Source organism: Paraburkholderia sp. EG286A, assembly GCF_040965375.1.
In the GTDB taxonomy this organism is placed as follows: Bacteria; Pseudomonadota; Gammaproteobacteria; order Burkholderiales; family Burkholderiaceae; genus Paraburkholderia.
This window is the reverse complement of record NZ_JBFRCB010000006.1, coordinates 385,474-410,681: the sequence shown is the minus strand read 5'-3', so window position 1 is coordinate 410,681 and position 25,208 is coordinate 385,474. Positions and strand designations below refer to the sequence as shown.

At 58.8% G+C, this 25,208-nt stretch carries 15 protein-coding genes, 1 tRNA gene and 1 pseudogene; 13 read left to right on the top strand and 4 right to left on the bottom strand.

Annotated elements, in window-relative coordinates; translation table 11 throughout:
• Positions 1-4 precede the first annotated feature (4 nt).
• The 8 genes and pseudogenes from selA (at position 5) to AB4Y35_RS28775 (ending at position 10,578) form a co-directional block, all read left to right on the top strand.
• Positions 5-1,471: an L-seryl-tRNA(Sec) selenium transferase gene (gene selA / locus AB4Y35_RS28810; protein ID WP_368707063.1), complete on the top strand. Its 1,467-nt coding sequence runs from the start codon at positions 5-7 to the stop codon at positions 1,469-1,471.
• The gene (selB, locus tag AB4Y35_RS28805; RefSeq protein WP_368707062.1) at positions 1,468-3,396 is read left to right on the top strand and encodes a selenocysteine-specific translation elongation factor; all 1,929 of its coding nucleotides are present in this window, start codon (positions 1,468-1,470) and stop codon (positions 3,394-3,396) included. Before selA ends, selB begins: the two co-directional genes overlap by 4 nt.
• A 46-nt stretch (positions 3,397-3,442) precedes the next feature.
• Positions 3,443-3,538 (top strand) — tRNA-Sec (locus AB4Y35_RS28800).
• Positions 3,539-4,103: 565 nt separating this feature from the next.
• Positions 4,104-6,632: a transposase family protein gene (locus tag AB4Y35_RS28795; protein ID WP_368707061.1), complete on the top strand. Its 2,529-nt coding sequence runs from the start codon at positions 4,104-4,106 to the stop codon at positions 6,630-6,632.
• Positions 6,613-7,758 carry an ATP-binding protein gene (locus AB4Y35_RS28790; protein WP_368707060.1) on the top strand — a complete coding sequence of 382 codons (1,146 nt, stop codon included), beginning with the start codon at positions 6,613-6,615 and terminating at the stop codon, positions 7,756-7,758. Before AB4Y35_RS28795 ends, AB4Y35_RS28790 begins: the two co-directional genes overlap by 20 nt.
• Positions 7,755-8,222: pseudogene (locus AB4Y35_RS28785) on the top strand (TniQ family protein); the annotation flags it as partial. The gene AB4Y35_RS28790 and the pseudogene AB4Y35_RS28785, both read left to right, overlap by 4 nt.
• Before the next feature lie 468 nt (positions 8,223-8,690).
• Complete coding sequence (locus tag AB4Y35_RS28780) at positions 8,691-9,128, top strand: hypothetical protein (protein WP_368707235.1); 438 nt, start codon at positions 8,691-8,693, stop codon at positions 9,126-9,128.
• A gap of 61 nt (positions 9,129-9,189) precedes the next feature.
• On the top strand, positions 9,190-10,578 hold the full coding sequence (locus AB4Y35_RS28775) for a TniQ family protein (RefSeq protein WP_368707059.1): 1,389 nt from the start codon (positions 9,190-9,192) through the stop codon (positions 10,576-10,578).
• Positions 10,579-11,268: 690 nt separating this feature from the next.
• Here the strand turns inward: AB4Y35_RS28775 and AB4Y35_RS28770 are convergent.
• The 4 genes from AB4Y35_RS28770 to AB4Y35_RS28755 form a co-directional block, all read right to left on the bottom strand.
• Positions 11,269-12,783: a tyrosine-type recombinase/integrase gene (locus AB4Y35_RS28770; RefSeq protein ID WP_368707058.1), complete on the bottom strand. Its 1,515-nt coding sequence runs from the start codon at positions 12,781-12,783 to the stop codon at positions 11,269-11,271.
• Complete coding sequence (locus AB4Y35_RS28765; RefSeq protein ID WP_368707057.1) at positions 12,780-13,751, bottom strand: DNA-binding protein; 972 nt, start codon at positions 13,749-13,751, stop codon at positions 12,780-12,782. The genes AB4Y35_RS28770 and AB4Y35_RS28765 overlap by 4 nt, the downstream gene beginning before the upstream one ends.
• A 576-nt stretch (positions 13,752-14,327) precedes the next feature.
• Entirely contained in the window at positions 14,328-15,761 is a 1,434-nt protein-coding gene (locus AB4Y35_RS28760) for a hypothetical protein (protein ID WP_368707056.1), read from the bottom strand.
• Between the two features lie 532 nt (positions 15,762-16,293).
• A complete protein-coding gene (locus tag AB4Y35_RS28755; protein WP_368707055.1) occupies positions 16,294-17,037 on the bottom strand; it encodes a hypothetical protein in 744 nt (247 codons plus the stop codon).
• A gap of 111 nt (positions 17,038-17,148) precedes the next feature.
• Between AB4Y35_RS28755 and AB4Y35_RS28750 the strand changes: the two genes are divergently transcribed.
• The 5 genes from AB4Y35_RS28750 (at position 17,149) to AB4Y35_RS28730 (ending at position 25,045) form a co-directional block, all read left to right on the top strand.
• Positions 17,149-20,922, top strand: a complete 3,774-nt coding sequence (locus AB4Y35_RS28750) for an SIR2 family protein (protein WP_368707054.1) — start codon at positions 17,149-17,151, stop codon at positions 20,920-20,922.
• Positions 20,923-21,379: 457 nt separating this feature from the next.
• The gene (locus tag AB4Y35_RS28745; protein ID WP_368707053.1) at positions 21,380-22,102 is read left to right on the top strand and encodes an endonuclease NucS domain-containing protein; all 723 of its coding nucleotides are present in this window, start codon (positions 21,380-21,382) and stop codon (positions 22,100-22,102) included.
• 31 nt (positions 22,103-22,133) lie between these two features.
• Positions 22,134-23,471, top strand: a complete 1,338-nt coding sequence (locus AB4Y35_RS28740) for an RES family NAD+ phosphorylase (RefSeq protein ID WP_368707052.1) — start codon at positions 22,134-22,136, stop codon at positions 23,469-23,471.
• Between the two features lie 194 nt (positions 23,472-23,665).
• A complete protein-coding gene (locus tag AB4Y35_RS28735; protein ID WP_368707051.1) occupies positions 23,666-24,205 on the top strand; it encodes a hypothetical protein in 540 nt (179 codons plus the stop codon).
• Between the two features lie 75 nt (positions 24,206-24,280).
• Positions 24,281-25,045, top strand: a complete 765-nt coding sequence (locus tag AB4Y35_RS28730) for a DUF2971 domain-containing protein (protein ID WP_368707050.1) — start codon at positions 24,281-24,283, stop codon at positions 25,043-25,045.
• Positions 25,046-25,208: the final 163 nt, after the last annotated feature.

Here is a 25,208-nt window from a genome sequence, read left to right as displayed (position 1 = left end):
CGCCATGAGTGAAACCGTGGGACAAACAGCGGAGCACGATGCGCACGCGCTTCATGCGTTGCTCGCGAAAATGCCGGCGGTCGAGCGTGTGATTGCCTCGGAGCAAGCGCAGCCGCTGATAGCGCAGTACGGACGCACCCAGGTGCTCGACGCGATACGCGCCACGCAGGACGGCTGGCGTCGCGATGTGCGCACTGGCGTGCTGGCGCATGAAAACAAGGATGCCGAACCATTTTCGCTGGAGCGCGTGATCGAAGCGACCGCGCAACGGTTGACCGAACGCGCGCAAAGCCGCCTGCGTTCCGTCTTCAATCTCACGGGCACGGTGCTGCACACGAATCTCGGCCGCGCGCTGCTGCCCGACGAGGCCGTCAAAGCCGTGGTGCAGGCACTCACGCAACCCGCAAACCTCGAATTCGATCTCGCGAGCGGCAAGCGCGGCGACCGCGACGACCTGATCGACTCGCTGATCTGCGAACTGACGGGCGCCGAAGCCGCGACCGTCGTGAACAACAACGCGGCGGCCGTGTTGCTGCTCTTGAGCGCACTCGCCAATCGCAAGGAGGTCGTCGTTTCGCGCGGCGAGCTCGTCGAGATTGGCGGCGCGTTTCGCATTCCCGACATCATGAGCCGGGCGGGCGCGCGCTTGCGCGAGATCGGCACGACGAACCGCACGCATCTCAAGGATTACGAAGCGGCGATCAACGCGCACACCGCGCTCCTGATGAAAGTCCACTGCAGCAACTACGCGATCAGTGGCTTTACAAAGAGCGTCGAACTCGATGAACTCGCGCCGCTGGCGCGTCAGCACGGCCTGCCCGTAGCGGTCGATCTGGGCAGCGGGACGCTCGTCGATCTCGCGCAGTGGGGCTTGCCGGCCGAGCCCACGGTGCGCGCGACCGTGGAAGCGGGCGCGGACCTCGTGACCTTCAGCGGCGACAAGCTGTTGGGCGGCCCGCAGGCGGGGCTGATCGTCGGCCGCAAGGAACTGATTGCGAAGATCAAGAAGCACCCGCTCAAGCGCGCGTTGCGGGTCGGCAAGCTCACGCTCGCTGCGCTCGAACCGGTGTTGCGGCTTTATCAGGCGCCCGAATTCCTGCGCGAGCGGCTCACGACGCTGCGTCTGCTCACACGGCCCGCCTCGCAAATGCATGAGGCCGCGCAGCGCGCGCTGCCCGCGTTTCAGCGCGCCATCGGCGAGGGGTATACCGCGAGCGTCGAGCCGATGTTCAGCCAGATCGGCAGCGGCGCGCTGCCCGTCGACGTGCTGCCGAGCAGCGGGCTCGTCGTGCGCCATGCCGGGAAGGGCGGCAGTGGCCGCGCGCTGCTCAGGCTCGAACGCGCCTTGCGCGAGCTGCCGCGGCCCGTGATCGGCCGCATTGCCGACGATGCCCTGCGTCTGGACCTGCGTTGCCTCGAACCCGCGGACGAAGCGGCGTTCGCGGCGCAACTCGCGGAGCTGCGTCTGTGATCGTCGGCACGGCGGGGCACATCGACCACGGCAAGACCACGCTGGTCCGCGCGTTGACCGGCGTGGACACCGACCGCCTGAAAGAAGAGAAGGCGCGCGGTATTTCGATCGAACTGGGTTACGCGTACCTGCCGCTCGCCAACGGCGACATGCTGGGCTTCATCGACGTGCCGGGCCACGAAAAGCTCGTCCATACGATGGCGGCGGGTGCGTGCGGCATCGACTTCGCGTTGCTCGTGATTGCGGCCGACGACGGCGTGATGCCGCAAACGCGCGAGCACCTTGCCATTCTGCAACTGCTGGGCGTGCAGCAAGGTGCCATCGCGCTGACCAAATGCGATCGCGTGGATGCGGCGCGGCTCGACGCCGTGCGTGCCGAAATCGCCGTGTGGCTCGCTGACACGATGCTTGCGGACGCCCCTGTATTCGAGACCAATGCCACGCAGCCGCATGACGAAGGCGTGGCGCGCCTCGACGTCTGGTTGCGCGAGCGCGCGAGTACATGGCGGGCGCGACGAGACGATGGACTCTTTCGCCTCGCGGTGGATCGCGTATTTACGCTGACGGGCCAGGGGACGGTGGTGACGGGCACCGTATTCGCCGGGCGCGTACAGGCGGGCGACGCGCTCGTGCTGGCCCCCGCCGGCACGGCTGTGCGCGTGCGCGGCTTGCATGCGCAGAATCGTGCGGTACAGGCGGGCGATTCAGGCCACGCCGGCCAGCGTTGTGCGCTCAATCTCGCGGGCATCGACAAGGAGCAGATTGCGCGCGGCGACTGGATCGTCGATGCGCGGCTGGCCGAGCCGGCCGTGCGCCTCGACGTCGAACTGCAGTTGCTCGACGACGCGGGCATTACGTTGCAGCACTGGTCGCCGCTGCATGTGCATCTCGGCACGACGCATCGCGTCGCGAACGTCGCGTTGCTCGAAGGCGAAACGCTCGCGCCGGGCGCGGCTGCCCGCGTGCAGCTCGTGTTCGAAGCGCCGTTGCACGCGTTGCCGGGAGATCGCTTCATCGTCCGCAACGCGCAGGCAAATCACACCGTAGGTGGCGGGCGTGTGCTCGATCCGTTCGGGCCGTCGCGGCGGCGCCGGACGCCGGAACGGCGTGCATGGCTCGACGCATTGCGCGCGTGGCTCGACGAAGCGAGCCTGGCGCTGCTGATCGAAGAAGCGCCGCGCGGCATTGCGCGCGCGACGCTGGTGCAGTTGACCGGTTACGACGAAGCTGCGCTCGCTTTGCCCGCCGATGCGATTTCCATCGCACCGCAAGGACGAGACGACGAAGGCGCGGTGATCGCACACGCGCACTGGTCGAAGCTCACCGGGCGCATTGTCGAAGCGCTCGCCGAGTTTCATGCGCGCTCGCCCGATGAGCAGGGGCCGGACGCGGCACGGTTGCGCCGCATGGCGGCGCCGCTCGTGAGCGATGCGGTGTGGCGCGCCGCGATTGAAGCGCTCGAGCGCGAGGGGCGTATGGCGCGCAGCGGGCCGTGGCTGCATCTGCCCTCGCACGCGGTGACGCTCGACGCCGATGATGAAGCGCTCGCCGCGCGCCTCATGCCGCTGCTCGCGCGAGCGCGTTTCGATCCGCCGTGGGTACGGGATCTCGCACGCGAGACGCGGCAGCCGGAAGAGAAGGTGCGTGCGCTGCTGCGCAAGCTCGCGCGCCTGGGTATGGTGTATCAGGTCGTGCGCGATCTCTTTTACGATCGCGACGTGGTGCAGACGCTCGCGCGTGCCGTCGCACAGATTGCCGCGGAGCAGGGCGGCGCAGTCAACGCCGCGGCGTTTCGCGACGCCACGGCATTGGGCCGCAAACGCGCGATCCAGATTCTGGAGTACTTCGACCGCGTTGGATATACTCGCTTTCAGCGCGATACGCATCTGCTACGGCACGATAGCCGGATGCGCGAATGGTTGTAGGCACATCGATATGTGTGTGCGGTTGAAGGTGGTTGGGTTTGACGAAGGAAGGCATTCGTATCCGGTGGTACGGCCGGGCTTCAAACCCGGTTGGGGGCGTCAGCCGCTCCCGGGTCAGTTCGACTCTGGCTGCCTTCCGCCAGTTTTTTTATGGGGACCACGATCCCCATCTGTCTAGGAAGCCATAAAACTTCCGTTTGGCAATTAATTGGTTTAATAATTTCGACAGAAAGTTACATATTGTTACATCGGGGTCGCCGCCTGCTCCCGCTCTCACGTTGTCAGAGCGCCCTTCGCCCAATTCCACAAGGGTTTTCGCGCGGACAATGCAAGCCGATTGAAGCACCATGTCCGACGCACTCGGATAGGTAGCCCCCCCTCCTCGCCTTGACTCCCACCCAAACAGAGCTAACTTACCGTACGCGAGTTTACATGCTTGGTAGCTAGCCTTGGGCGCATCGCCCCGTGTGTTTAGCGTACCGCCAGAGAGATCGCCCTATCGGTTGGCAGGCGATAGTGAGCCGCAGTCGTCGGAGGTGAGTATGCGGGAGTTCGATATTGAACGAATGTATCGATTGTTCGACGAACTAGATTTGCCTGCTCGAACTCGAGAATTGATAGTCGAAGGGTTGCGACGACCCGCCCGTTGGTTGCGACCGAACCAATGCAAGGCGCCGAGAGAGCTCTGCTGTCCCAAGATGGGATTTATGATTCACGTCGCCAACAATATAGAGAGGGCTGCAGCGAACAGCTATCTTTACGACGATGAGGTAATTGCTTACATAGATAGTCCTTTCGAACTGAATGTCAAATATCAGGGAAAGAATAATCGCCCGGTCCAGTACAACTGGAGGCAAGGCTTCCTGGTACTAACTCAGTCCGCCATCTATCTCGACGATTGGTTTGCGCAAAGCTCGCTTATTGCTCAGTGCAAAAGCAACCCGGGGCGATTCAAAAGAGAAGGCGTCGACGTTACAAGTCCGCCATTAGAAGCCGCCGCGAGTGCCATGAAGCTCGTCTACCGCTTGCGTAAAGCGGAAGAAATCGATGCTGTCGCTGCCCGAAATCGTGATTATCTTCGCTCGTATCTCGTCGACGGAACGAAGCTTCCGAGTGGCTTCCGATCGGACCTGGCAGATTTCTTCAGATCCTCAGCCTTTGCGACACTTGAAGAACTCGAGGCGGCCATACCACGCCGCGATGTGGATGCATTCAATTGCGCAATTGCGAACGGACTAATCGTTTCTGATTTCAATCGTGTATTTGTCGGAGACAAAAGCCGGTTCATGGTTTTCAGGGACCGGCAGAGCATGGAAACGTATCAGCAGGCTCACGTGTTTGATGCGCAGGTTCACGCGGCGTCAAAATGGGACACAGCGGAGATCCGCACTGGCACAAGAATTGTCTTTTCGGGCAAGGCATTCACGGTTGCAGTCGCCGGCAACCTTGATGTGTTACTGATGCCCGACGACGGGTCCGAGCCGCTGCCTCTTAAAGTGAGCGCTCTTGCCAAGGCATATAAAAAGGGGTTTGTCACGGTGACTTCCACGCCAGTAGACGACAGGGCCATCCAGTTTCTCGACGCGCCGTGGCGTTTTGTCTCAACGCACGCAGCCAAGGAGGCCGTGGACAAGTTAGATTTGCTGGAAAGGTGGGAGAGGGGCGATAGGAGTCTTGAGGTAACCGAAGCGTATTCTGATCGCACATATCGGACCTTCAGAAAAAAGAAGCGCGATGCGCTTAGTGCGGGAACTGACCTCGTGGCCGCGTTTCTGTCCGAAAAGGGAAAAAGAGGAAATCGCAACCCGCGGCTAAATTCTAATGTCGAAGGTGTCTTGAAAAAGATATTTTCGGAACGTTTTGAATCACTCAGAGGACCGACAAAATGGGAAGTTTTTGGTGAAATCGACAACGAGCTAAAGGAAATCGGAGAGAAAATAACCAAGACCACATTCCTTCGGCGGGTGAGAAATCTCGAAAGTACGAAAACCATTGGCAGCCGCGAGGGCGAAAAGGCCGCTTACCAAGCTAAGCCATTTTACTGGGTGTTGAAGCGCGACACTCCCGTGCATGGTGAGTATCCGATGCAGTTCGTTCACATCGATCATGAGGAGTTGAAGATAGAGGTCGTCGCGGAGGAAACTGGAGAGTCGCTCGGGCGTCCGGTGCTGACCTTGATTACCTGTGCCTTCAGTCGGCGTGTTCTTGGCTTCTACCTGTCACTCCGTAGCCCAAGGTATCTGTCGAGTATGGCCGCGTTGCTTGACATGATCCGTCGTTTTGGGCGTGTCCCAGACGAGATAATTTTCGATGGCGGGGCAGACTTCGGGTCAAGGGACTTCAAGTGGGCTTTGAGTTTCCTGCGTATCGGAGAGCGGCCCAGAAGAACATCCGCATGCCGGGACGGCTCGCTCATCGAACGCATGTTCGGAGTATCACAGATGACTTTCATTTTTAATCTATTTGGAAATACTAAGCTTCGTGTTAAGGGGCGACAGATCACAAAGAAAACGGATCCTTCGTCATTGGCCATCCACACGCTGGTCGAGCTTTACGATGGACTTGAAAAGTTCTTCTTCGATACCTATGACAAGAGGCGCCATGGAACACTGCTCATGTCGCCGAGACAGAAATTTGAAATTGGGATGGACAGGGCAGGCAAACGGCTCGGGAGACTTCGGCGTCTCGATCAATGTGTGCCGCACATTTTTCCATCCGTAAAGGGCATCACGCGTGTTATTGACTACCAGCGTGGTGTGCATGCAAATAATCGTCAATACCGAAATCCTCGCCTTGAACGACCACGGTTCGACGGCGTGAAGGCGGAGACGCGATGTCATCCGCTTGATCACAAAAGGATATACGTGTGGGTGGAAGATGAGTGGTATCCCATGTTCGAGGTTCCAACGGGACCTGACGAGAATACGTCTGACGCCTCCGTCCAGGCGTGCTTCGAGGAGAAAAGGGTTCTTTACGGCAGAACTCTTGCGTCCCAACAGGATGCGAATGCCGAGGTGGCCGGGATCGTTGTGGAGATGCAAGAAAAGGCTACGCTGCGCGAAAAAGCGCGGCGTGCAAGAGCCGCGAAGCAGGGGCCGGCGAGCAATTCGCGACCAAGGTTGTCTGCCAGCGCACCGAAGGTTGACGCGAAGGGTGAGGGCAGCACGTCGGAAAGCATGGCGGAGCGCCTCAGGAGGCTGAGGCAGGAGGGATATCGTGGAAAAAGGTACCCGTAAGCGTTATGAGCGACTCTATCCCGATGAATTGCTCGAGGCCCCGATAACGGAACGGCTGCAGTTTTTTCATGATTCGATCGTTAGCCATAGGATTTTTGACTCATGTTCTAAGGAAATCGATTATTTCATTAGTGGTCGCAGGCGCGAGACTATGATCATGCTGATCGGAGCCTCTGGCGCTGGTAAGTCTGCGCTTGCGGAGAATTTGCATGTTAAGGTTTGTACTGAATTTTTTCAGTCCCATCCCGATGACCTTCACACGATACCCTCGGTTCTTGCTGAGCCATGGGCCGAGGAGCGCGATCGTTTCGACTGGATCGATCTTTACGAGGAGTTACTAGCAAAACTTCAGGCGCCACTTATTTCCGACAGTCTACCGGAAGTAGTGAAGATTATTGCCGGGCGTGAATTCGTGCTTCCCGATATTGCGACTCGAAATCGACCAACACTTCGGACTTTGAGGCAAAGATTCCGTAGAGTAATTGTTGAACGAGACACGTCAGTGGTATTTCTGGATGAGGCCACCAATGTCATGTTGTCGGAGGAAAAGAAACGAGTCAAAAGACGAGCGACTACCCTACGTTCCATGGTCAACAGATCGAATACTTTGCTCGTTTGCTGTGGCGCATATGATCTCTATGACCTCGCATTGCAAAGTGGTCAGCTTGCTCGACGTGGCAACATTGTCCATTTGAGAACTTACCTGCCGAGCGAGCGAGATGCGTACGGACAGGCACTGATCGCGCTAGAGAACTGCCTACCTTGTAAGATAAAAGGTGGCACTCTTGATCGATACGCGGACCTCTTGGAGGCTCAGTCGGTTCGTTCTGTCGGGCATACCAAGACAATACTGATGAATGCACTAACTCGATCGTGCAACCTGAACAAGCCGATCGACAAGGAAATACTCGAGCGATCTTTTTACAAACCGGAGCAACTTGCGGTGCTGCGTGATGATATTTTTGACGGCTATCTTCTCGTCGAGGGAGTTCGTCATCCTGAAGACGATAGGGCAAAGCGGGCGCCGAGTACGGGTAAGGCGGACTCAACTCGCCCAAAAGCGAGGAAAAAGCGACCCGTTGGTAAAGTCCTCCCGATACGTCGTCCGGTGGGCGGAAAAACGTGACTAAGGAGTCCACCGGATTCGTCGTGCCGCCCCGTGCTATCTTTCAACTCGAGCCGCACGGCGTCGATACCTGGGTGCGTCAGCGGCTTTCAAGCTATATCCAGGAGCTTGCAGTTAGTTCGTTCGTGAGACCATCGAGGGTTCGCGATTGTTTCGGAGTGGCGCCGTACGGGCGATCGATATCTGGTGGAAAAGTTGACCGTTCAGCGTTTCACACGGTGAATGGCGCGGGGGAGTGCGCGAGGAACTGGGTGAAGGCATTTGAGCCTTTGGTTGGTCGATGCGATCTCGAAAATCTGACACTTTTGCCATTCGCCCGCTTTGTCGGTGGTGCAGAGGGAGGGTTTGTACATCGCCGTCGGCGATGGTGCGCCCGATGTCTGCACGATGACGCCGCTGCAGGATGTACTCCGTATGAGCGATTGCTTTGGGTGATCAAGGCAGTGGTCGTCTGCCCGGTCCATGAGGTATATCTCGATGACGCCTGCCCCGATTGCGGGCGCCAGCAGATAACCGAGATTTCGAGGGATTGTTTGCCCGGACACTGCGGACACTGTGGTTGTTGGCTTGGGAAGTCAAGTGTTTTGCAATCGAGTTGTGAAAATCCGTCCCGATTTATGTACGACATATGGGAAGCTCGCGATTTTGCAAATCTCCTTGCGATGTCGTCGTCGGAACTTGCGGTTGCGTCATTTGAAAACGTAAGAATTATGCTCCAGTATGGCTTGGAGATTGCACATGACCGTCTGAGGCAACTGCTCGATCCCAAGCCGTCGAAAGGAAGACTTTCCTCGTGGTTGACCGGGGCACGCCGGCCGTCGCTTACGTTGCTTAGTCAACTCTCGTGGATGTTCGGAATACCCATTCGTTCGTGGCTATCTGGCCAAACGAGCGCTTGGCTCAGCTCGGGTTGCCGGGAGCTTCCGTCGGACATGACGCTACGCCGGTTTAGAAGGCATGGTCGTGTATTGGCTAGATATGACCTCGATGCCGTGGCCACTCGTTTGCGGGAATCAGTGGTGAGTGTCCGGCCGTATTTCAGTGTGGCAGAGGCGGCCAAGGCTGAAAACATGACGCGCCTGACCTTCCGGCGTCACCTACCTGCGGAGTACGCCCTGGTGCGAGACAGCGCAAAAAAAATGAGGGATGCCTCTGCGGCAGAGCACAGGGAAAAGACGTGCGACCTCATTCGTGGCTTTATCAAAGATCTCATTAGTGATGGAGTTGCGCCGAGTAACCGGAAGATTCAAGGCAAGTTTTTGAAGGCCGGGCTTGGATTCGGAATTTGGGAGTCGATATTGTATCGGGAGGTTTGGGGCGCGTGGAATAGTGAGTCGCTGCGTTGCGATCGCTTCACCGTGAAGAGGTGACTATGTGGATGGGAAGGACGGGTGCAGTGAAGGTTGGTTAATCATTCCAGCTCGGAATTAGATGGAAAAGACTAAAGAGCGGTTGTTTGACGCCCGATCAGCCTTTCGTACTGAACCGGTCGAGCTTTCGAGCGCGCGGCGGCAGAAGTTAACAGACTACGTCATTCAGATGGCGAGTGAAGCGCTGCTGCCCGTCGAGGCGATTGTGGGAAAAATGCTGCAATGGCCGTCTTCCGGCGCGATTGAAGTAGACAAGTCGGCACGACATCCGTTTGCGTCCGGGCAATGTCTGTCGCTTGTAAATGCTTGCGGTACGACTGCGCAATATTGGGTCCGACGCGTAAACCACCTGTCGGGCCGTACGGATCTCGATGCGCTGACATTGTTGCCGTTTAGAGATGTGTTGCGTGACCCTCACGGGCTAGTCCAACGAGGCAGGCGCTGGTGTCCTCAATGCCTGCAGGCGGACCTGGTCAGCGGGTCGATCGTGTACGAACGTTTGCTCTGGGCGATTCGGATGGTGACTTGGTGCCCCATTCATAACACTCCGTTGACCGGACGCTGTGCGATCTGTGGCTATGAGCACAGATCTGAGATGTATCGACGCTCTTTGTCCGGTTTTTGCACTCGTTGCCACGGATGGCTCGGCCATCGGCAACGCTGTAGGTTTCAGCCAGCGCTTGGCGATCAGACCTCGATACGCGAACTCTGGATTGCGGAGCAGCTTGCTTCGATGCTTGAGATCTCGGCTGAGGACTTGCGAACCGTGTCAAGCGGTAACCTTAGCCGTATGCTTGAGTTGGGTATTGGCATGACTTGCGGCGGCAATGCCCGTTCTTTTGCAGAGTTACTTGGGAAATCCCCTTCAAGTCTGGCGGAATGGAGGGCAGGACTCGTGTACCCGTCTGTTTCGACATTGCTTTGTATGTCGCGGAAATTCGGAATTCCCTTCCGCGCGTGGCTCACAGGCGATCTTACTGCCTGGGAATCCAGAGCACTACGTCGCCAGTTGAAATCAGATCGTCGTATCGCATCGCGGCCCGAATGGACTGGCCGTGAATGGCCCGAAATTGAACGCCGGCTCCGGGCTATTGCAGCGGACGATGGGTACTTCCTGAGTTGGGAAAAGACGGCTCAGTTTCTGAAGATAGATCCATCGCAGCTTCGAGGAAAGTATCCGGATCTCGCGCGCAAGATTGCAACGAAGGCGCGAGAAAATAGGGCGCGCATGAGCGCTGTGCGGCGGGAAATGCGGAAAGCGACGCTTCGACAACATGTGGGGCGTGTTGTTCGGGATTTGCTCGACTCCGGGATTGAGCCCACGCGTCGGCGAGTGGAATGCGAATTGATCTCGCAGGGGATTAAGTTTCGATGGGCAGATTACCCGCTGATTTTGCAGGCAAAGCGCGAAATCGGAAGAGCCTCCATAGAGAAATGTGTCAATCCATGACCGGGTCATGAGTTGGCAAACTTACTGACATTGCATTTGATCTAGTCGCGGCGGTGCTCAACGGTTGCGCGGCCCAAGTTTCGCCCGGTTGCACATTCATTCTTGAGAGTTACTAAGCTCCCCGACGAATGAACGCGCGCAACTGCGTGCGGTCAGTCCTCGCATACGCAGTCGTTGTGCCAGGGCGTGACTGAGCAGGCACGTTACGACGAGCCGGTGGGCGAATTTGAGGCATGGATAGAAGTGCTCAGGGCGGCTTACTGGAGCCAGAGGTGTGCGTTGGCGGAGCAATTTCGATTGCCGCGAAGCGGATATCCCGACATGGATGTCGGTAAGATGACCGGCAAGGCGCTGAGGCATCGCTCGACACAGGCAACTACGCTGCTTTGTGTCGCCGGTGCGTCGTTGTTGATCTGTATAGCGCCCTCTAGGTGCATTCTGATGTGTGTGACGCGCACCGGAGTTTAATGGGAGGTACGAATGGGACCGCGCCAGTCTAATGAGAAATCCGTCTAGTTTCGGCTGGGAGCGGCCGAGATTCCTTGAAACGACTCTTTACTCTGTGTGTGATTACCTTGCAGAGCATTGATGCTTTGTCATTCGAGAGCCTAAACTCAGATAGCGTTTCTTTGCCGTCGTTTCAAGGTTCCACATGGCGCCGTTGAGGGGCCAACCAGATTGAGCACGATTTCAAGGGACTGGAAAACTCCCTTCGACAAATTCCCTCAGCTGCGTGCCGTCGGTCCGCGCATACGCCGCGGTCGTGTGCACCGAGGCGTGCCCCAGCAGCGCCTGGGCCACCGGCAGCGGCACGCGGTGGTCGACCACCAGCGTGCGGGCATAGCCGTGACGCAGCCAGTGCGTGGACGCTCCTTCGAGCGCCGCGCGCATGGCACCTTCGTCGGGCGGCAGCCGTGCCGCCCCCAGTGCAAACAGCGCCCGCACCTCGTCGTAGAGGCCGCTCGGACCCAATGCGCGGCCGCGTTCGCTGTGGATGAGCGGTAACTGTTCACCGGGCGGGGGATCGGCCGGCAGGCCGCGCACCCGCCGGTATCCACGCAGCGCCGGCAGGCAGGTGGAGGGGAGCGGTATCGCACGATGTTTACCGCCCTTGCCAATGATGTGCAGGGTCCACTGCCGGGCCTCGTCCACCTCGATCCGCGGCAGCATGCGTTCCTCATGCCACACCAGTTCGGCGAGCCGGATACCGGCAAAGCGGTACAGCGTCCAGATGGCGCGGCGCCGGGCCCAGCTTGTTGAAGGCACGTCGTCGGGCGCATCGCCAGCTGCGACCGTATCGCAGTGCGCGAGCGCGGCGGTGGACAGGAACCGCACCGGCGTCCAGGTCATGCGCGCGCGGCGTCCGGCGGCGAGTCCTTCGGCCGGATTCACGCTGAGATACCCCGTGCGGTGCCACCAGGCATAGAGGCTCGAGACCACGGCGAGCGCGCGCGACACGGTCGCCGCCGCTGCGCGTCGCGTGTTTCCGTCGGCACCAGCATGCGGGGCCTGCAGGGCGTCGCGGTACGCCATCAGGTCCTGGCGGGTGAGATCGGAAAACGGTCCCAGGCGCTCGCGTGTGCACCAGGCCGCGAGCCGTCGCAGCTCCGTCACGTAGGCGCGCAGGGTGTGCGGCGAGTGCGAGGCCCGCTCGCGCAGGAAGAGGCGCACCGCCTGTGCGTCATCGGCCACGCCGAGCGTGTTGGTCAGCGTTATCGCATTCGCGAAGCGCCCGGCGCGCGCGAGCCAGACCGGATCGACGCCGGCGGGCTGCAAGCCGTCCTCTTCCGTAGGCGCGTGCGGGACCGCCAGGGCGCTATCCGGTGCGTCGTCGGGTGACGCAATACGGAAGCGCCGCCGGTGCTGGCGCAGCACGCGTTCAAGCACTCTAGCGGCGGCAGGGGCCAAGGCCTCCGGCATCACGCGCAGGCGCCCGCGCTCCCAGTATTCGATGGCCGCGTCGTGTTCGAGCAGGAGCGCGAACACGGCGGGGTGCTCGCGCTTCGCGTCGGCGAGCGACGGGCAGCCGCGTTTCAGGGCCGTGAGCGTCCAGCGCACGTACACGGGGTGCCCGAGCGCCTGCGCGACGTATTCAATCGCGGCGTCGGTCGCCTCCGGCAGGCGCTGCGGGGGGCGGCAGCCGGTGTCGAGCCAGCGGGACGAGCGGGACAGATTGGGCGGATCGGGCGGACGGGACGGTTTCATCGCGCTTTCCTCCGCGACGGGCCGCCGGCCGCCGTTGTCGTTCGGGCGGTGGGAGCCGCACTGCGCGCCGGCCGGCGTGCACCGGCAGGGGGCTTCCTCGCCGTCGCGGCGCTCACCAGCGCCAGGGTCCGGCGCTGCTGTTCCACCACGGTGGTCAGTGCCGCCGCTTCCGCGGCGGCCTGCTGCCGTGCGTTGCGTTCGTTCGCGAGTTCCGTCAGGATCCGTTCGCGCAGCGACTCGAGTGCGGTGAGCCGCTCGGCTGCGCGCGCGAGTTCCGCCTCGAGCCGCTGCCGTTCCGTCTGGAACGTTTCGCGCTGGTGCGCGGTTTCGATGAGCAGCTGCTTCGACAGCCCCTCGTAGCGCGCCCGCTCGGCGGCGAGTTCGCGCCCGTGCCGCTGTGCCGCGTCGGCGGTGGCCGTCTCGGCGTTTGTGAGCCGCGTCCGCAGCTGGGTACAGGTGGATTCGAGCGCCTCGGCGCGTTCCTGCAGCGCCCGGCCTTCGAGCCGCAGGCCGAGCAGGTCGTCGTCACGCGCCGTGAGCTGCGCACGCAGGTCGGCCAGCTCCGCGCGGAACAGCTCCGTGCGCAGTTCGGCCTCGTGTCGCGCGGCATCCGCCGTTGCCTTGACTGCTTCGGCCTGCTGCCGCAGCTGCATGACGTCGGCGAGCTGGGTGGCCACCGCCGCTTCCCACAGCGCGCGCATCTGTGCGGCGATTGCTTCCGGCACGCCGGGCATGGCGAAGCCGTCGAACCCGGCCAGGCCCGCCTGCACGACCTCCGCCTCGATGGCATTGAGGTGCCGCGAGAGCGTGGCGGGGTCGCCGGCGCCCAGACGCGCCCGGAGCTTGCGCACCGAGACAATCTTCCGGAAACGGGCATCGGACGCGGGGGCGGGGTCGCCGGCCTCGGCGAGCAGGGCGAGGACGGTGGCGCGGATCGCGTCGGGGGTGACGGCAGCGGGGCGGGACATGGCGCACTCCAGCGCGCCGGGGCAGCGGGCAGGGCCGCGGCACGGGGCGCAGGGCGGGATTTCCAGCATAGATAACGCACACCGCTGACGCAAGACAACCCGATTCGGCGCGCTTAAAAAGAGCTGTGCCGCGATAAACCTGATTATCACGGCTAACCCGTCATCGATTGCGCTGACCGCGGCAGGCAGCGTCTGCCGGAGTCCGGGTTTGGCGGGACGCCCCGTGGAGCGTGGCGTGGCGGGCTCGACGTTAGCCCCCGGGGCGTCATCGCCGAAGCCGGGGAGAAATGCGGCGGCGGAATGGATGAAGGTCGAGGAACAGCGGTTGACGTGGTGCACGCCTACGGACCTGTGCAACCACGTTTCCGTGTTGCGGATTGTGCGTTCGGGGCAGGACGGAAGGCACATGTCGGACCCTTAGCCGCCGCTCGCACTTGTCCGACTGCAATGGCCGTTTCTGGAGTGCTGCCGCCGCATCCGCACCTCGCCGAGCACTTACTTCCACAGTGCGCTCGAAGACCACGCTCTGACCCAGCGTGTGGCGGACATCGGTTTCGACAGCGAATTCACCGACGCTTAGCCGATGGTCGGCGGCGCTTGACGCAAAGGCCGGTATTCGTGGTTGGGCGAGGCGTAGTCGATGTACTGATCAGCCGCGTTGGTCATCCTTAGCAGTAGGCGCTGGAACAGCCCCCTCAGCAGCTTCATGTCCCGGATCGCAGCCACCTCCTGCCCCTGCGGGATCGGCGTGCCATGGGCGGCTTTGTTCCGTCGGCGCCACGCGGCGTCCTCGTCATCGCCCAGCTCAAGGTTCAAGGCGGCCATTACGTCTTTCAGCCGCTGACGCTGATCGATGCCATTGAAGGTAGGCAGCTTATTCTTCAAGGCCATCTTCGCCTCCAGGGAGATGTTGCCGCCGTCGATGACGTCGCTGAGTGCAGTCTTGAGGATCTTCCATTCATCTCGGGTGGCCCAGCCCTCTTGCACCTTTCCGGGGTTGGCTTTGGTGTAGGCACTCTGCAAGCCCTCGATCGCCGCGCCGAAGTGAGCGGGCGCGATGTGCGGAGTGGCGGCGCAGGCATGCCAGAAGGCCCAGTGCAGGTTCGCAAGATCTAGGGAGTCGAACGCCGTCACAAATGCCTGGATCGCCTTTGTCAGTTGTGGGGCGCCAAGCTCATTCAGGAAGCGGTCGCCGAGCGGCGCGAGCTGGAGAGTTTCAATGTCGAAGGCATGGCGGCGCAGGCTGTAGGCGCTCCGTGCGAGCGTGGACACGACGTTCCATTCGGCATCGTAGTGGGTTGTGCCGAGATCGACCAAGTACACGCCCATCGCGAAAGAAAGGCCTGTGCGGACCTTCTTTCGAAACTCGTCGTCTGGGGCGCCATCGTAGACGATGCACCCCGGCTTGATGGCGCCGGGGCGGTCTTCTCTGTCGAGCGCGCAAACGTAGAAGGTCGCGCCATCCACCGTCACCTTGGCGGAGTTCCGCGAGGTGCTGGAACGGTCGGTATCGCTCGCGATAGTGATGCCGTCGTTCAGAGAAATTCTTCGAGTGGTGATGGTTCTGGTAACCACGTTGGAAGCCGCTGGCCAAACGTATGGGCTCGTGGGCAGGTTTTCGAGCCAGTCGATGACGTATGCCGCGGGCGCCCCAGACGGGTTGTTTGTCTTGGCGACATGGACCCGAGCCAGCTCCTTGAGGGGCTGCTCGGTCACACCGAGGGTCTGGCGATTCTGACTGTAGGGCATCAGCCCAAAGAATTCCCCTTCGAGACCACCTACGCTCCGGAGGAGCGCCCGCTCGTTCGTCAAACGAACCGTGCCTGGCGGCAGATTGATCGCCGCCGACGTCGCATTGGGGGCGGCCTCAGTCTCCAAGATAAGGTTCAGCTTTTCGTCCCGGCGGATCGAAAAGCTACGAATTGGCTGATGGAGTGGGCCGGGATCGGTGATCTCGAATAAGCCCTTGTTCAGGATTCGAAGGCATTCCTCGGTTAGGTCGCGCATCATCAGAAGAGCCGCCGGATGTCAGTTTTCGGCCGAAATAGCTTCATGGGCTGATCGGGCAATGCGAGGAGACTCTCCCGCTCATAGAAGCGACGAGCGCCCTCATCTTTCGCGTCGACGATAACAGCGAACGACGCAATTTCACTCCGTGCGGCGCGGTGGAGCGCATCCGGTGGCAAGAACCAGCCATATCCCTTGTTCTGTTGGCGCGACAAGGACATCTTACGCCGTGCGGCCCTCGTCCGCCTGCCGGCGCTGCTTCCAGTAACAGATCACCGGAGCACCGCGTCGCTGTCAACTCGTGATTTTCAAGGTCGGAATGAAGCCGCCGACGGTCCGATTCTGGTCATAGATCTGCAAATCGTATCGTGGCGGGCTTCAACGGCAACTTTTTGAGCTGAAGCAGCCAATCAACTGTTCAAGTGATGAGGGTGGCGAACGGCAGTTCGTGGCCGAACTGAGACCGACGACTGACGCCGTCTGTCAAATCAAGTTCAGACTTCTACAGATTGTTGCGCTAATTCTGATCGTTTAGCTAAATCATCCGCGTTTGGGGCATGCTCGCCAAGCGCTCAAGTAATCCTCCCACCTCTGTCCGTTCGAGCGAAAATTCGAGGACTTCGCAGACAGCGAAAGCAGTCAGCAGACTGCTCTGCAAAGCCAACTGCAACGTCGCCAAGTTCTGTTCCGCACTTGGCTCGCACGGTATTGCTCTCCAACCCGCAGTCTCGCGCGCCACATAGTGTTCAAGTGAGCGCGCCGTCAGGTGCGCGGAGTCATCGGAGAGGCGTTGGTATTGCAGATACTGTGCTGCAAGGGGGCCGAGCAACGCCACCTTCTTTGGGCTGATCAACTCAAGTTTGCGGTCCATTGCCGAAATGGCGACACGTAGCTTTTGAAGTTGTAGCTTGTCGTCGCCGAGACCGCGTTCGAGAATAAAGTTCCCTTGGTTGTGCCTACTCCTCTCCGAATCGTCCTTCAACATGCGGAGAAACACGTCCGGTTCGGTAGTAAGTGCGGCGGACGCAAAAGCGCACTCCAATAGACCGCGAGCAAGTGTTCGCGATGCTGTGATTGCGTCAATCGAAAGGAGGTTGAGCGTTGCACCGAGGTGTTCGTTAGCTCGCAGCGCAATCCTGGCTGCAACGCCCTTTGTAGACCAGAGACCGGTACCGCTCGGAAGAGTCAAACAGCGATTGCCGACTTTCTCAAGTGCCCTCACGACATCCGCCGCAAAGAGTTCCCACGCTGGCGCCTCTGTATTCCCGATATCGGTCAATTCGCTGCTCCCCGACGATCCTCAGGAAGACTACCACCGCCTGATAACATGATGCTGCCGCCAGTGTCGGGCGGATGCGTCCGGATGATCCACAAAGCATAGGCGAACAGTATGCGCTTCATTCCAAATGGTCCGTCGTTGCCCGACGAACCTTTAACAGCCCGCGATGCGGGACATGTCCTGTTCTTTTGTGGTGCTGGGGTTTCCCAGCAGGATGCGAAGCTTCCGAACTTCGCTGTACTGGCGGAGCGCGTTCTCGATGTGCTTGGCTCAGCAATGGATAGTCCTGCACGCCGCCTGTACAACACAACGCGTAGTTTTGAGAAAGCAAGTGGACTCACCGGACTGGTCGCGACGGATCGGATATTTGGGATGCTCGAAGGCGAGTTCGAAGCCTCGGAGGTTCGCGAAGCTGTGGCAATGTCATTGCGCCCCGATCCAGGCTATGTTCTGGATGCTCATCGAGCATTGCTCGATTTATCGAGAGCGGATGGGGGGGCGCCGCGGATCATTACCACCAACTTCGACCTGCTATTTGAAGAGTGTGAGGATGATCTGGGATCGTTCAATCCACCCCGACTACCGGATCCCGGACGGGCAGCCGACTTTCGCGGAATTGTCCATCTTCACGGGAAGGTCGATGCGGACTACCGACGAGCCTGCGACGACGAGTTTGTCCTGTCGAGTGCTGACTTCGGCCATGCCTACCTTTCGGACGGGTGGGCTACACGTTACATTCAAGCTCTTTTGCGACGATTTCACATCGTCTTCGTCGGGTATTCTGCCGACGATCCGCCGGTGCAATACCTGCTGGAGGCGGTCAACCGCTTCGGTTCGTCTTCGAACAAGCTTTACGCGTTTCAATCGGGAGACACGCGGCAGGCTCTGGAGCAATGGGCGCACAAGGGCGTGACGCCGATCCCGTATGAGAGTCACGTGGCCCTGTGGACAACGCTGTGCGCATGGGCTGAGCGCGCGCGGGATGTTGACGGATGGCATCATCGTCTTCTTGAGAAGGCGCTCGCCGGACCGCAATCACTTGCACCTCATGAGCGCGGCATGATTGCCCACGTCGCCTCTGCCGCGCCCGGAACCAGATACATGGCAACATCCGAGATACCGTTGCCGGGTGAGTGGTTGTTTGTGCTCGATCGATCCGTTCGATATGCAAAGCCGAGGAGGCTGGTTGGCGAAGAGACCGAAACGCGTTTCGACCCGTTCGACGACTTCGGCTTGGACAGCGACGAGACACCACTGGCGTCAGATCCTGCCGACGTTTTTGCTGAGCGACCTGTTCCTGCTTCAGCATGGGATGGCTTGGAAATTACGACTGCGGATCTGGTCAATTTGCCGATGGCGGCAGCCACCGGTCTTTGGCATAACCGTCGAGCCCGCGCGGCTCTTCCTACCCGACTTGCGAACACAGGGCGATGGCTCGCCAGGGTCGCCTCTCAGCCCTCGACACTATGGTGGGCCGCCGGTCATGCACCATTACACAACCAGCTACAGAATGACATCGGTTGGTCGTTGCGCCAACAAGCCAACGAATATACACCCGAGATGAGGAAGGGATGGCGACTGCTGCTCAAAAGCTGGCAACGCGTACCGCGAGACCCCAGCGTCGACAAGTACACCATTGAAAGTGCCGCCAATCGCGACGGTTGGTCATCAGATCTCGTTGCGGAAGCCATTGCGTTGTACGAACCTTATCTGTCCGTCGAGCGGCGGGATGGCGTACCGGTTCCCTCGTCCAGCACTGATGTCGCGGCATCGGACGTTCTAAGGCTACATGTTGAATATCCGCGGCCGCACGAGGCGTTCGCCTTCCCGGACGAGGCTCTTGCCCTCGCCACAGTGCTGTTCCGACGACAACTTGAGGATGTCGTTGTCTTGGAGCGGGAAGTTAGCGGTCACGACCACGTCTATCTTGACACGATTCGCCCTGATGATGGTGAGGAGGCGGACGACGCGGCCTATGCCTTAACTGGTCATGCAATTTTGCTGACCAAGATGGTGGCGCGGCTCGCGACTGTTGACCTGGATGCTGCCCGCCAAGAAGCCCGCACCTGGACATCCCCGGACCCTCTCTTCACCAGATTGCGTATTTGGTCATTTGGACGCGCGGAACTCACGGCGCCTGCGGAGGCTGGTGCGGGACTGCTCGCGCTATCAGCAGAGGCTTTTTGGGATCACCATCATGAGCGGGAGTTACTTTATTCCTTAAGAGACAGATGGCACGAGCTACCGGCCACGGTGATCCACGGAATCGAGGACAGACTGCTTTACGAACCCATCCCATGGGCCACCGACCACCCGCAGAGGAGTGAAGTGGACGCACATTGTCGCTTGAGCCGGTTGCACTGGCTATCGGCGGCGGGCGTGATCTTTTCGTTCAGTATCGAAGCGGAGTCAGCGCCTTTCCTCGAAGCGGCCGGCGATTGGACTCCCGAGGCTGTGAGGTACACGGCGCAGCCACAGGTCTCGAGGGTCAGGGGCGTTCAGACTGACTCCGATTCATCAGCGCTGATGCAAATACCTGTCTCGGAGATACTGGGAAAAGCCAAGGAGCTGTCCAAATTTCGTCTTGAGCCCATAATGCCGCAGCCGTTCCACGGGCTGGTCGATGTCTGTCCAACGCGGGCGCTCGCCGCGCTCAAAGACGCAATGCGAAAGGGGGTATTCCCCTCATGGGCTTGGAGCGTCGTCCTTACATCGAGTGGGCAACGGGTTCACTCGCAACGGATGCTGTTCTGTATTGCTCGGCGGCTTGCGCAACTCGAGCCAGGCAATTTGAGAAGCATCTCGCATCCGACGAGCGAATGGCTTCGTGCTAACTGCATGTCGACATTCGAACACCAACCACATTCGTTCGATATTGCCTGGGATGCGCTGCGCGGCGCACTTGCGGATGGCTCCGGCCAACACAAGTTCGCGATCGCTAACCGGCGGTGGGTTGACGAGAGTTTGAATAGCGCTGTTGGACGAATGCTCGATGCGCTCTTTCAACACCCCCGCTGGAAGGAATTGAAGGAAGGAAGCACGATTCCCGAGGAGCTCCGCGCGAAACTGGAAGAGATGCTTTCGCTGAAGGCAGATGACCGCCGCTATGCCATCGTAACCATCACTCACCGGCTGATGTGGTTATTTCACGTCGACCCTGTTTGGGTTGAGGCACGCCTGCTACACCTCGCCGACGGTGAAAGTATGGATAGCGATGCGTTCTGGGCCGGCTTCTTCTGGGCAGCACGTGTTCCTCAGCCGATACTCTACGAACGGTTGAAGCAACCATTGATCAAGCTCGCCAGCGAGCCACGCTTGCCGAAGGGGCACGCGGCAAATCTCGCTGGGATCTTGTTGCTGGAGTGGGCGCGTGGGCAGGATTTGGCCAATGTTGACGAGCAACTGATTTCGGACGTTGAACTGCGGGAGGTGTTGATCCACGCCGGGGATGAGTTGCGTACGTCGGTGCTCTGGCATCTCCGCCGCTTTGCTGGAAAGCAAGTACAGATCGAAGAGCGGTTGCTTCCTTTTCTTCGCCGCGTTTGGCCGCGCCAGCGAACGATGCGAACGCCGGATATGACCGGAAGGCTGGTTGACTTGGCACTCTCTGTGCCGAGCCAGTTCTCCGAAGTCGTGAAGGCAATAATTCCTCGATTGGTTCCGATTGCGCAGGGATCTACGATGCTCGCGACCGCCGCGATTAATCAGGAGATCTTCGCGGACCACTCTTCTGCGATGCTTGACTTACTTTCGACCATTCTTCCGCCCGACGCGAGCACCTGGCCGCACGGGACAGGCGAAACTCTCCGCCGCTTGGCGCAGTGTCCAGAGGCGCATCGCGATCCACGGCTTGCAGCGATGATCCGGGCAAACGGGCAAGTCTGAACGGTAACTTCCGCTGGCGGATCGCGGACGCAACGGGTGGGCACGGTTGTCGTGCCAGAGAGCGTTACCCCTCCAGGAGACGCCGGAAAGGCACTCTGGCGCGAGATGCGTGGCGTGCGAGTTGTCGGCGGCACGCATCCAAGAGTGGCGACACCGGAAATTAGGCGCCGATGTGGTTGAAAGGCGACGCATCTGTTTTGCCGAGGCGAGAGGTTGATGGAACGCCCCCGCTGGCCCGAGTCCAGTGCGTGGATCGAGGTCAGACGTCGTGCATGAATTTCTAAAGATATCGATATCGTGGACGATATAGCAATGTGGCGCCTGAGTGATCTTGACGGACGGATACGCTCGGCGGCGGCGCCATCGTAACCGACAAGTCCAGGTTCGTCTCGCGAGAATACGCCGACAATGGACCAACTGGATGGGTCGGTCTTTTTCGTCCTCAGGAGCGGAACACTTGCGATCTCAATCAAAGCGCTACCTCGTAGCTATCAGCACCGATGACGGGAAAGGCGTAGAACTGTTCCCTATGCTCCAGTGGTGTCGAGACAACCCAGACCGCGCTCCTGGCGATCTGGTGTTCCGCGGCAAGAATTCCCGGGCGTTGCGGCGTGCATTTGAGAAAATGGGGTGGTCATCAGACGAAACAGAAACAGAAGTACGTTTGATCTCGCCTGGCTCATCCGTCGCATTCGGTGCATTGCTGGACGAGGCAGAGGAACTGGAGGCCGCTGACATCCCCGAGGTGTTGGAGGATGAGGATACGGTCTTCAAGCTGGAGAACCAGTTGCAGGAGTTCATCTCGCACAATATCGAATCTATCCGGGTGGGCGACAAGCGCCTCCGGCTCTACACGGAGAGTGGCGCAACTGGCACTGAGTTCTCCACAGACGTCGGAAGAATCGACATTCTTGCTGTCGATGAGGAAGGTGGGTTTGTTGTGTTCGAACTGAAGCGAGGTAACGCGCCTGACAGGGCCATTGGACAGCTGGCCCGATACATGGGCTGGGTAAGAACACATCTTGCCAATGGCCGCCCTGTTTGTGGCGTCATCGTAGCGCATGAAATCAGTAAGGAACTGCGTTATGCAATCGCCGCATTTCCCAACGTCGAATTGTTCGAATATCAGATCAAATTCGCACTAAATCCGATCGTGCAGGTCGGCACGGTTGAGCACTGACGTCAAAAGAATGGCAACACCTAGTTAGCAGATGCCAACACCAAACCGTAAAGAAATGATTTGCATTGATTGTGTTAATCCCGCGTCCCTCAAGAGGCTCATCAAACAGGAAGGAAAGGCAGCGACTTGCCAGCACTGTGGCAAAGATGGCTTCGCGGTTGCGTCGACGCTTCTGTTCGACTACATCCTCGCACGAGTCGAAGAGAATACCGCAACAGTAGAGAATTTATCTCAATACGAAAGCTTCATGGTTTATCAGGGCGGCTCGGATGAAATCTCGCTTGCCACCCTGGAAGAGGTCCTGAGCGATTGGATGGGTTTGGGCGACGAGTGCTACTTTGACGAACTCAGTAGCTATGCGCCGCGAACGATGGCCTATGAAGCGAGTGGGGCGGAGCGTCACTACTTCGCGGACGACGGATCCCTCGACAAAAACATGTACGACGAACGGTGGGAGACGTTCTTCACAGGCGTTAGGCATTCTCATCGCTTCTTCAATTCAAGTGCGGAAGAATTTCTTAAAACCGCGTTTGGGTTTCTTGCAGGTATCGATGACAAATTGAAGCACGAATGCATTAGGGTCATTCGGAAGGGGGAGCCGCTTTACCGTGCACGGTCCGCTACGTCCGAGGAGGGCGTAGCGAAGATCGCCAATGATCCGGCGGCGCAGCTCGGCCCCGCCCCTCAAGACCGAGCCAGTAGCCAACGGATGACTCCTCACGGCATTCCGGCCCTCTACTGCGCGCTAGAGAGAGAAACCTGCCTAAGCGAGATCCGTTCGATTACGGGTGAGTACGTTGTGAGCATTGCGATGACTCCTACCACCCAACTCACGCTACTTGATTTGACCAAGTTAAATCTCGTTGAGCCATCGAAACTCACTATTCTCGATCAGGGCTTCCGCGAAGCTTCGCATTTGAGGACCTTTGTCAGCGCAACCTTGGTGGAGAAAATGTCGACGCCCAAAGGGCGGAACGATGAATTAGCCTATATTTCCACTCAGATGGCCTTCGAGCATCTGAGAGTTCGGTTTGGCAGCCAGGTTGACGGCCTCGTTTTTCCATCGGTCCAGACAGGCAAGAAGGGAACAAATGTGGTTCTATTTCCGGAGTGTAGCTCCGTAAGCGCTCGAAACTATAAAAAACTAGACGGATACCAGCAGGCCGAGAGGAACGAGCCGGGTTATATACCCGACGACGAGGAACCTTTCGAAGCTGGAGCGAAGCTTTATTGTCTATCGGGCACAATTCGATTCCACAAAGTGACGGCGATCGACACGAAGGCGGAGGAATGGGTCGAACCAGAAGTCTTATTCATGACGCCGCTCGATAAGAAACGCTTGGGGATTGAGCCGGTTCACCTCGCCTAACGCTGGGGCGAATGCTCGTGAAATTCGTTCTCAAAGCTTTGGCCACTATTCGCGAGAGTCTGGGCCTACTATAACGAAGGCGTCCAGGAATCCGGCGATCGATGCAAGGCATGGGGGGCCGGTAAATTGGCCATGGAAAATCTAGACGACGAGTCGTATCGGGCGAGCGAACCGTATTCGTGGGGTGAGCTGTAATGGCATTTCTGGTTTTCCTGGTCAGTTTGGCGGCCGCATATGTCGGTTACTGTCAGTTGAAGATTGCCAATGCGAAGTTGCGTATGGACCTCTACAACAAGCGCTTTGCGATCTATACCGCGGCACTAGACCTCCACCAGGCATGTTATCAAGACAAGTATCCGGTTCTCAAAGATGCACAAATGGACTTCGTAAAATATTTTCGTGAGTCGCAATTCCTCTTTGAATACAAGGATGGCGTCTACAAGTCTCTGGAGCTGATGAAAGACGGTGCGGCCAAGGTATCGTATGTGGGTAAGAAAGTGGCCGAGGGAAAGCTAGAGGATTTGTCTGACCATCTGTGGGATGCAAAACGTCAAGGGCTCCGGGAAATCGACGACGCTATTCGTGGGTTGGAGGTGCAACTGATGACCTATCTTAATTTTTCAGATGTGGACGGTTGGAACAACAATAACCTGCTGATGGTCGTCCAGCATGCAAAAGCGGGCTACGAGTGGCTGAAGAAGAAATTATCGCAATACCTTGGGAAGAAAAATTAATTCTGTGATTGGACAACATATAAGGATTATGACGTGGTGACAAGGAAGACGCCGATAGCGAGCAAGAATTTCGAGATGAGCACTAAAGCTCCAGTTGGCTATATATTTTCTGAGCAAGACCTTGAAGTCGCAGACATTGAATATTGGATGGACAAGAGCATTTATCGAATCTTTCCGATAAGCCGGTTCATTCAGGTGCTGACTACACAAACGCTCACATTAGTCAAACCGAAGAAGTGGGATGACCCGTTTGAAAATGCCCTACTCTCAGCATCATTTGTGGTGGGTGGGGAGCTCACAAGTTTTTCTGCGAAGGAATCGGTCTATGGGCAATGCTGGACCTTGCATCGCGAAACGGACGCCATGTGGCGTATTTACTCTCATGGAAAAGACGGCGTACGGGTGACGACTACGCCTAGGAAACTGTTGACTGCTTTGAAAAGGCATGTGGGCAAGCAGGCGGATCTTAAGTGCTTTATCGGTAAAGTCCAATATGCAAAGAAGTCAAATCTCAAGGGGATTTTCGAGAAGATTGACTTGCTGAAGACGGATGGCTCGGGGATAGCGGAATCGTTGCTGTATAAGCGTCTGGAGTTCGCTCATGAGAGGGAGATGCGACTAATCTACAGTGGCGACGATAACAAGTGTGAGAGCGATATCTTCAGTTTTGGGATTGACCCTAACGAACTGTTCGACCGGGTACTCTTCGATCCTCGGATGGATGAATCTTTGCAAGACGCCTACATGGAGGCGCTGGAAAGGCTTGGGTGTGAGGTGGAAGTGAGAAGGTCAACGCTCTATGACCCGCCAGAAGACATGCAGATCCAACTCCCTGGCTGAACCAGTAAGCCAGAAAGGAAGGGAAGACATCGAGCTTCCCTTTTCAGGTGGTCCATTCTGTGATGCGCTGGATCGAAAAAGAGGCTATCCAGTAACTGGATTGACGGCTACCGGTGAGCGCCGGGGCGAGGCCGCATTTGTCCGGCTGGGCTATCAATAGAAA

Coding starts and splice junctions, on each gene's coding strand:
- selA (WP_368707063.1), top strand. CDS start 5: ATGAGTGAAACCGTGGGACAAACAGCGGAGCACGATGCGCACGCGCTT.
- AB4Y35_RS28795 (WP_368707061.1), top strand. CDS start 4,104: ATGATTCACGTCGCCAACAATATAGAGAGGGCTGCAGCGAACAGCTAT.
- AB4Y35_RS28780 (WP_368707235.1), top strand. CDS start 8,691: ATGACGCTACGCCGGTTTAGAAGGCATGGTCGTGTATTGGCTAGATAT.
- AB4Y35_RS28775 (WP_368707059.1), top strand. CDS start 9,190: ATGGAAAAGACTAAAGAGCGGTTGTTTGACGCCCGATCAGCCTTTCGT.
- AB4Y35_RS28770 (WP_368707058.1), bottom strand. CDS start 12,783: ATGAAACCGTCCCGTCCGCCCGATCCGCCCAATCTGTCCCGCTCGTCC.
- AB4Y35_RS28765 (WP_368707057.1), bottom strand. CDS start 13,751: ATGTCCCGCCCCGCTGCCGTCACCCCCGACGCGATCCGCGCCACCGTC.
- AB4Y35_RS28760 (WP_368707056.1), bottom strand. CDS start 15,761: ATGATGCGCGACCTAACCGAGGAATGCCTTCGAATCCTGAACAAGGGC.
- AB4Y35_RS28750 (WP_368707054.1), top strand. CDS start 17,149: ATGCGCTTCATTCCAAATGGTCCGTCGTTGCCCGACGAACCTTTAACA.
- AB4Y35_RS28740 (WP_368707052.1), top strand. CDS start 22,134: ATGCCAACACCAAACCGTAAAGAAATGATTTGCATTGATTGTGTTAAT.
- AB4Y35_RS28735 (WP_368707051.1), top strand. CDS start 23,666: ATGGCATTTCTGGTTTTCCTGGTCAGTTTGGCGGCCGCATATGTCGGT.
- AB4Y35_RS28730 (WP_368707050.1), top strand. CDS start 24,281: ATGAGCACTAAAGCTCCAGTTGGCTATATATTTTCTGAGCAAGACCTT.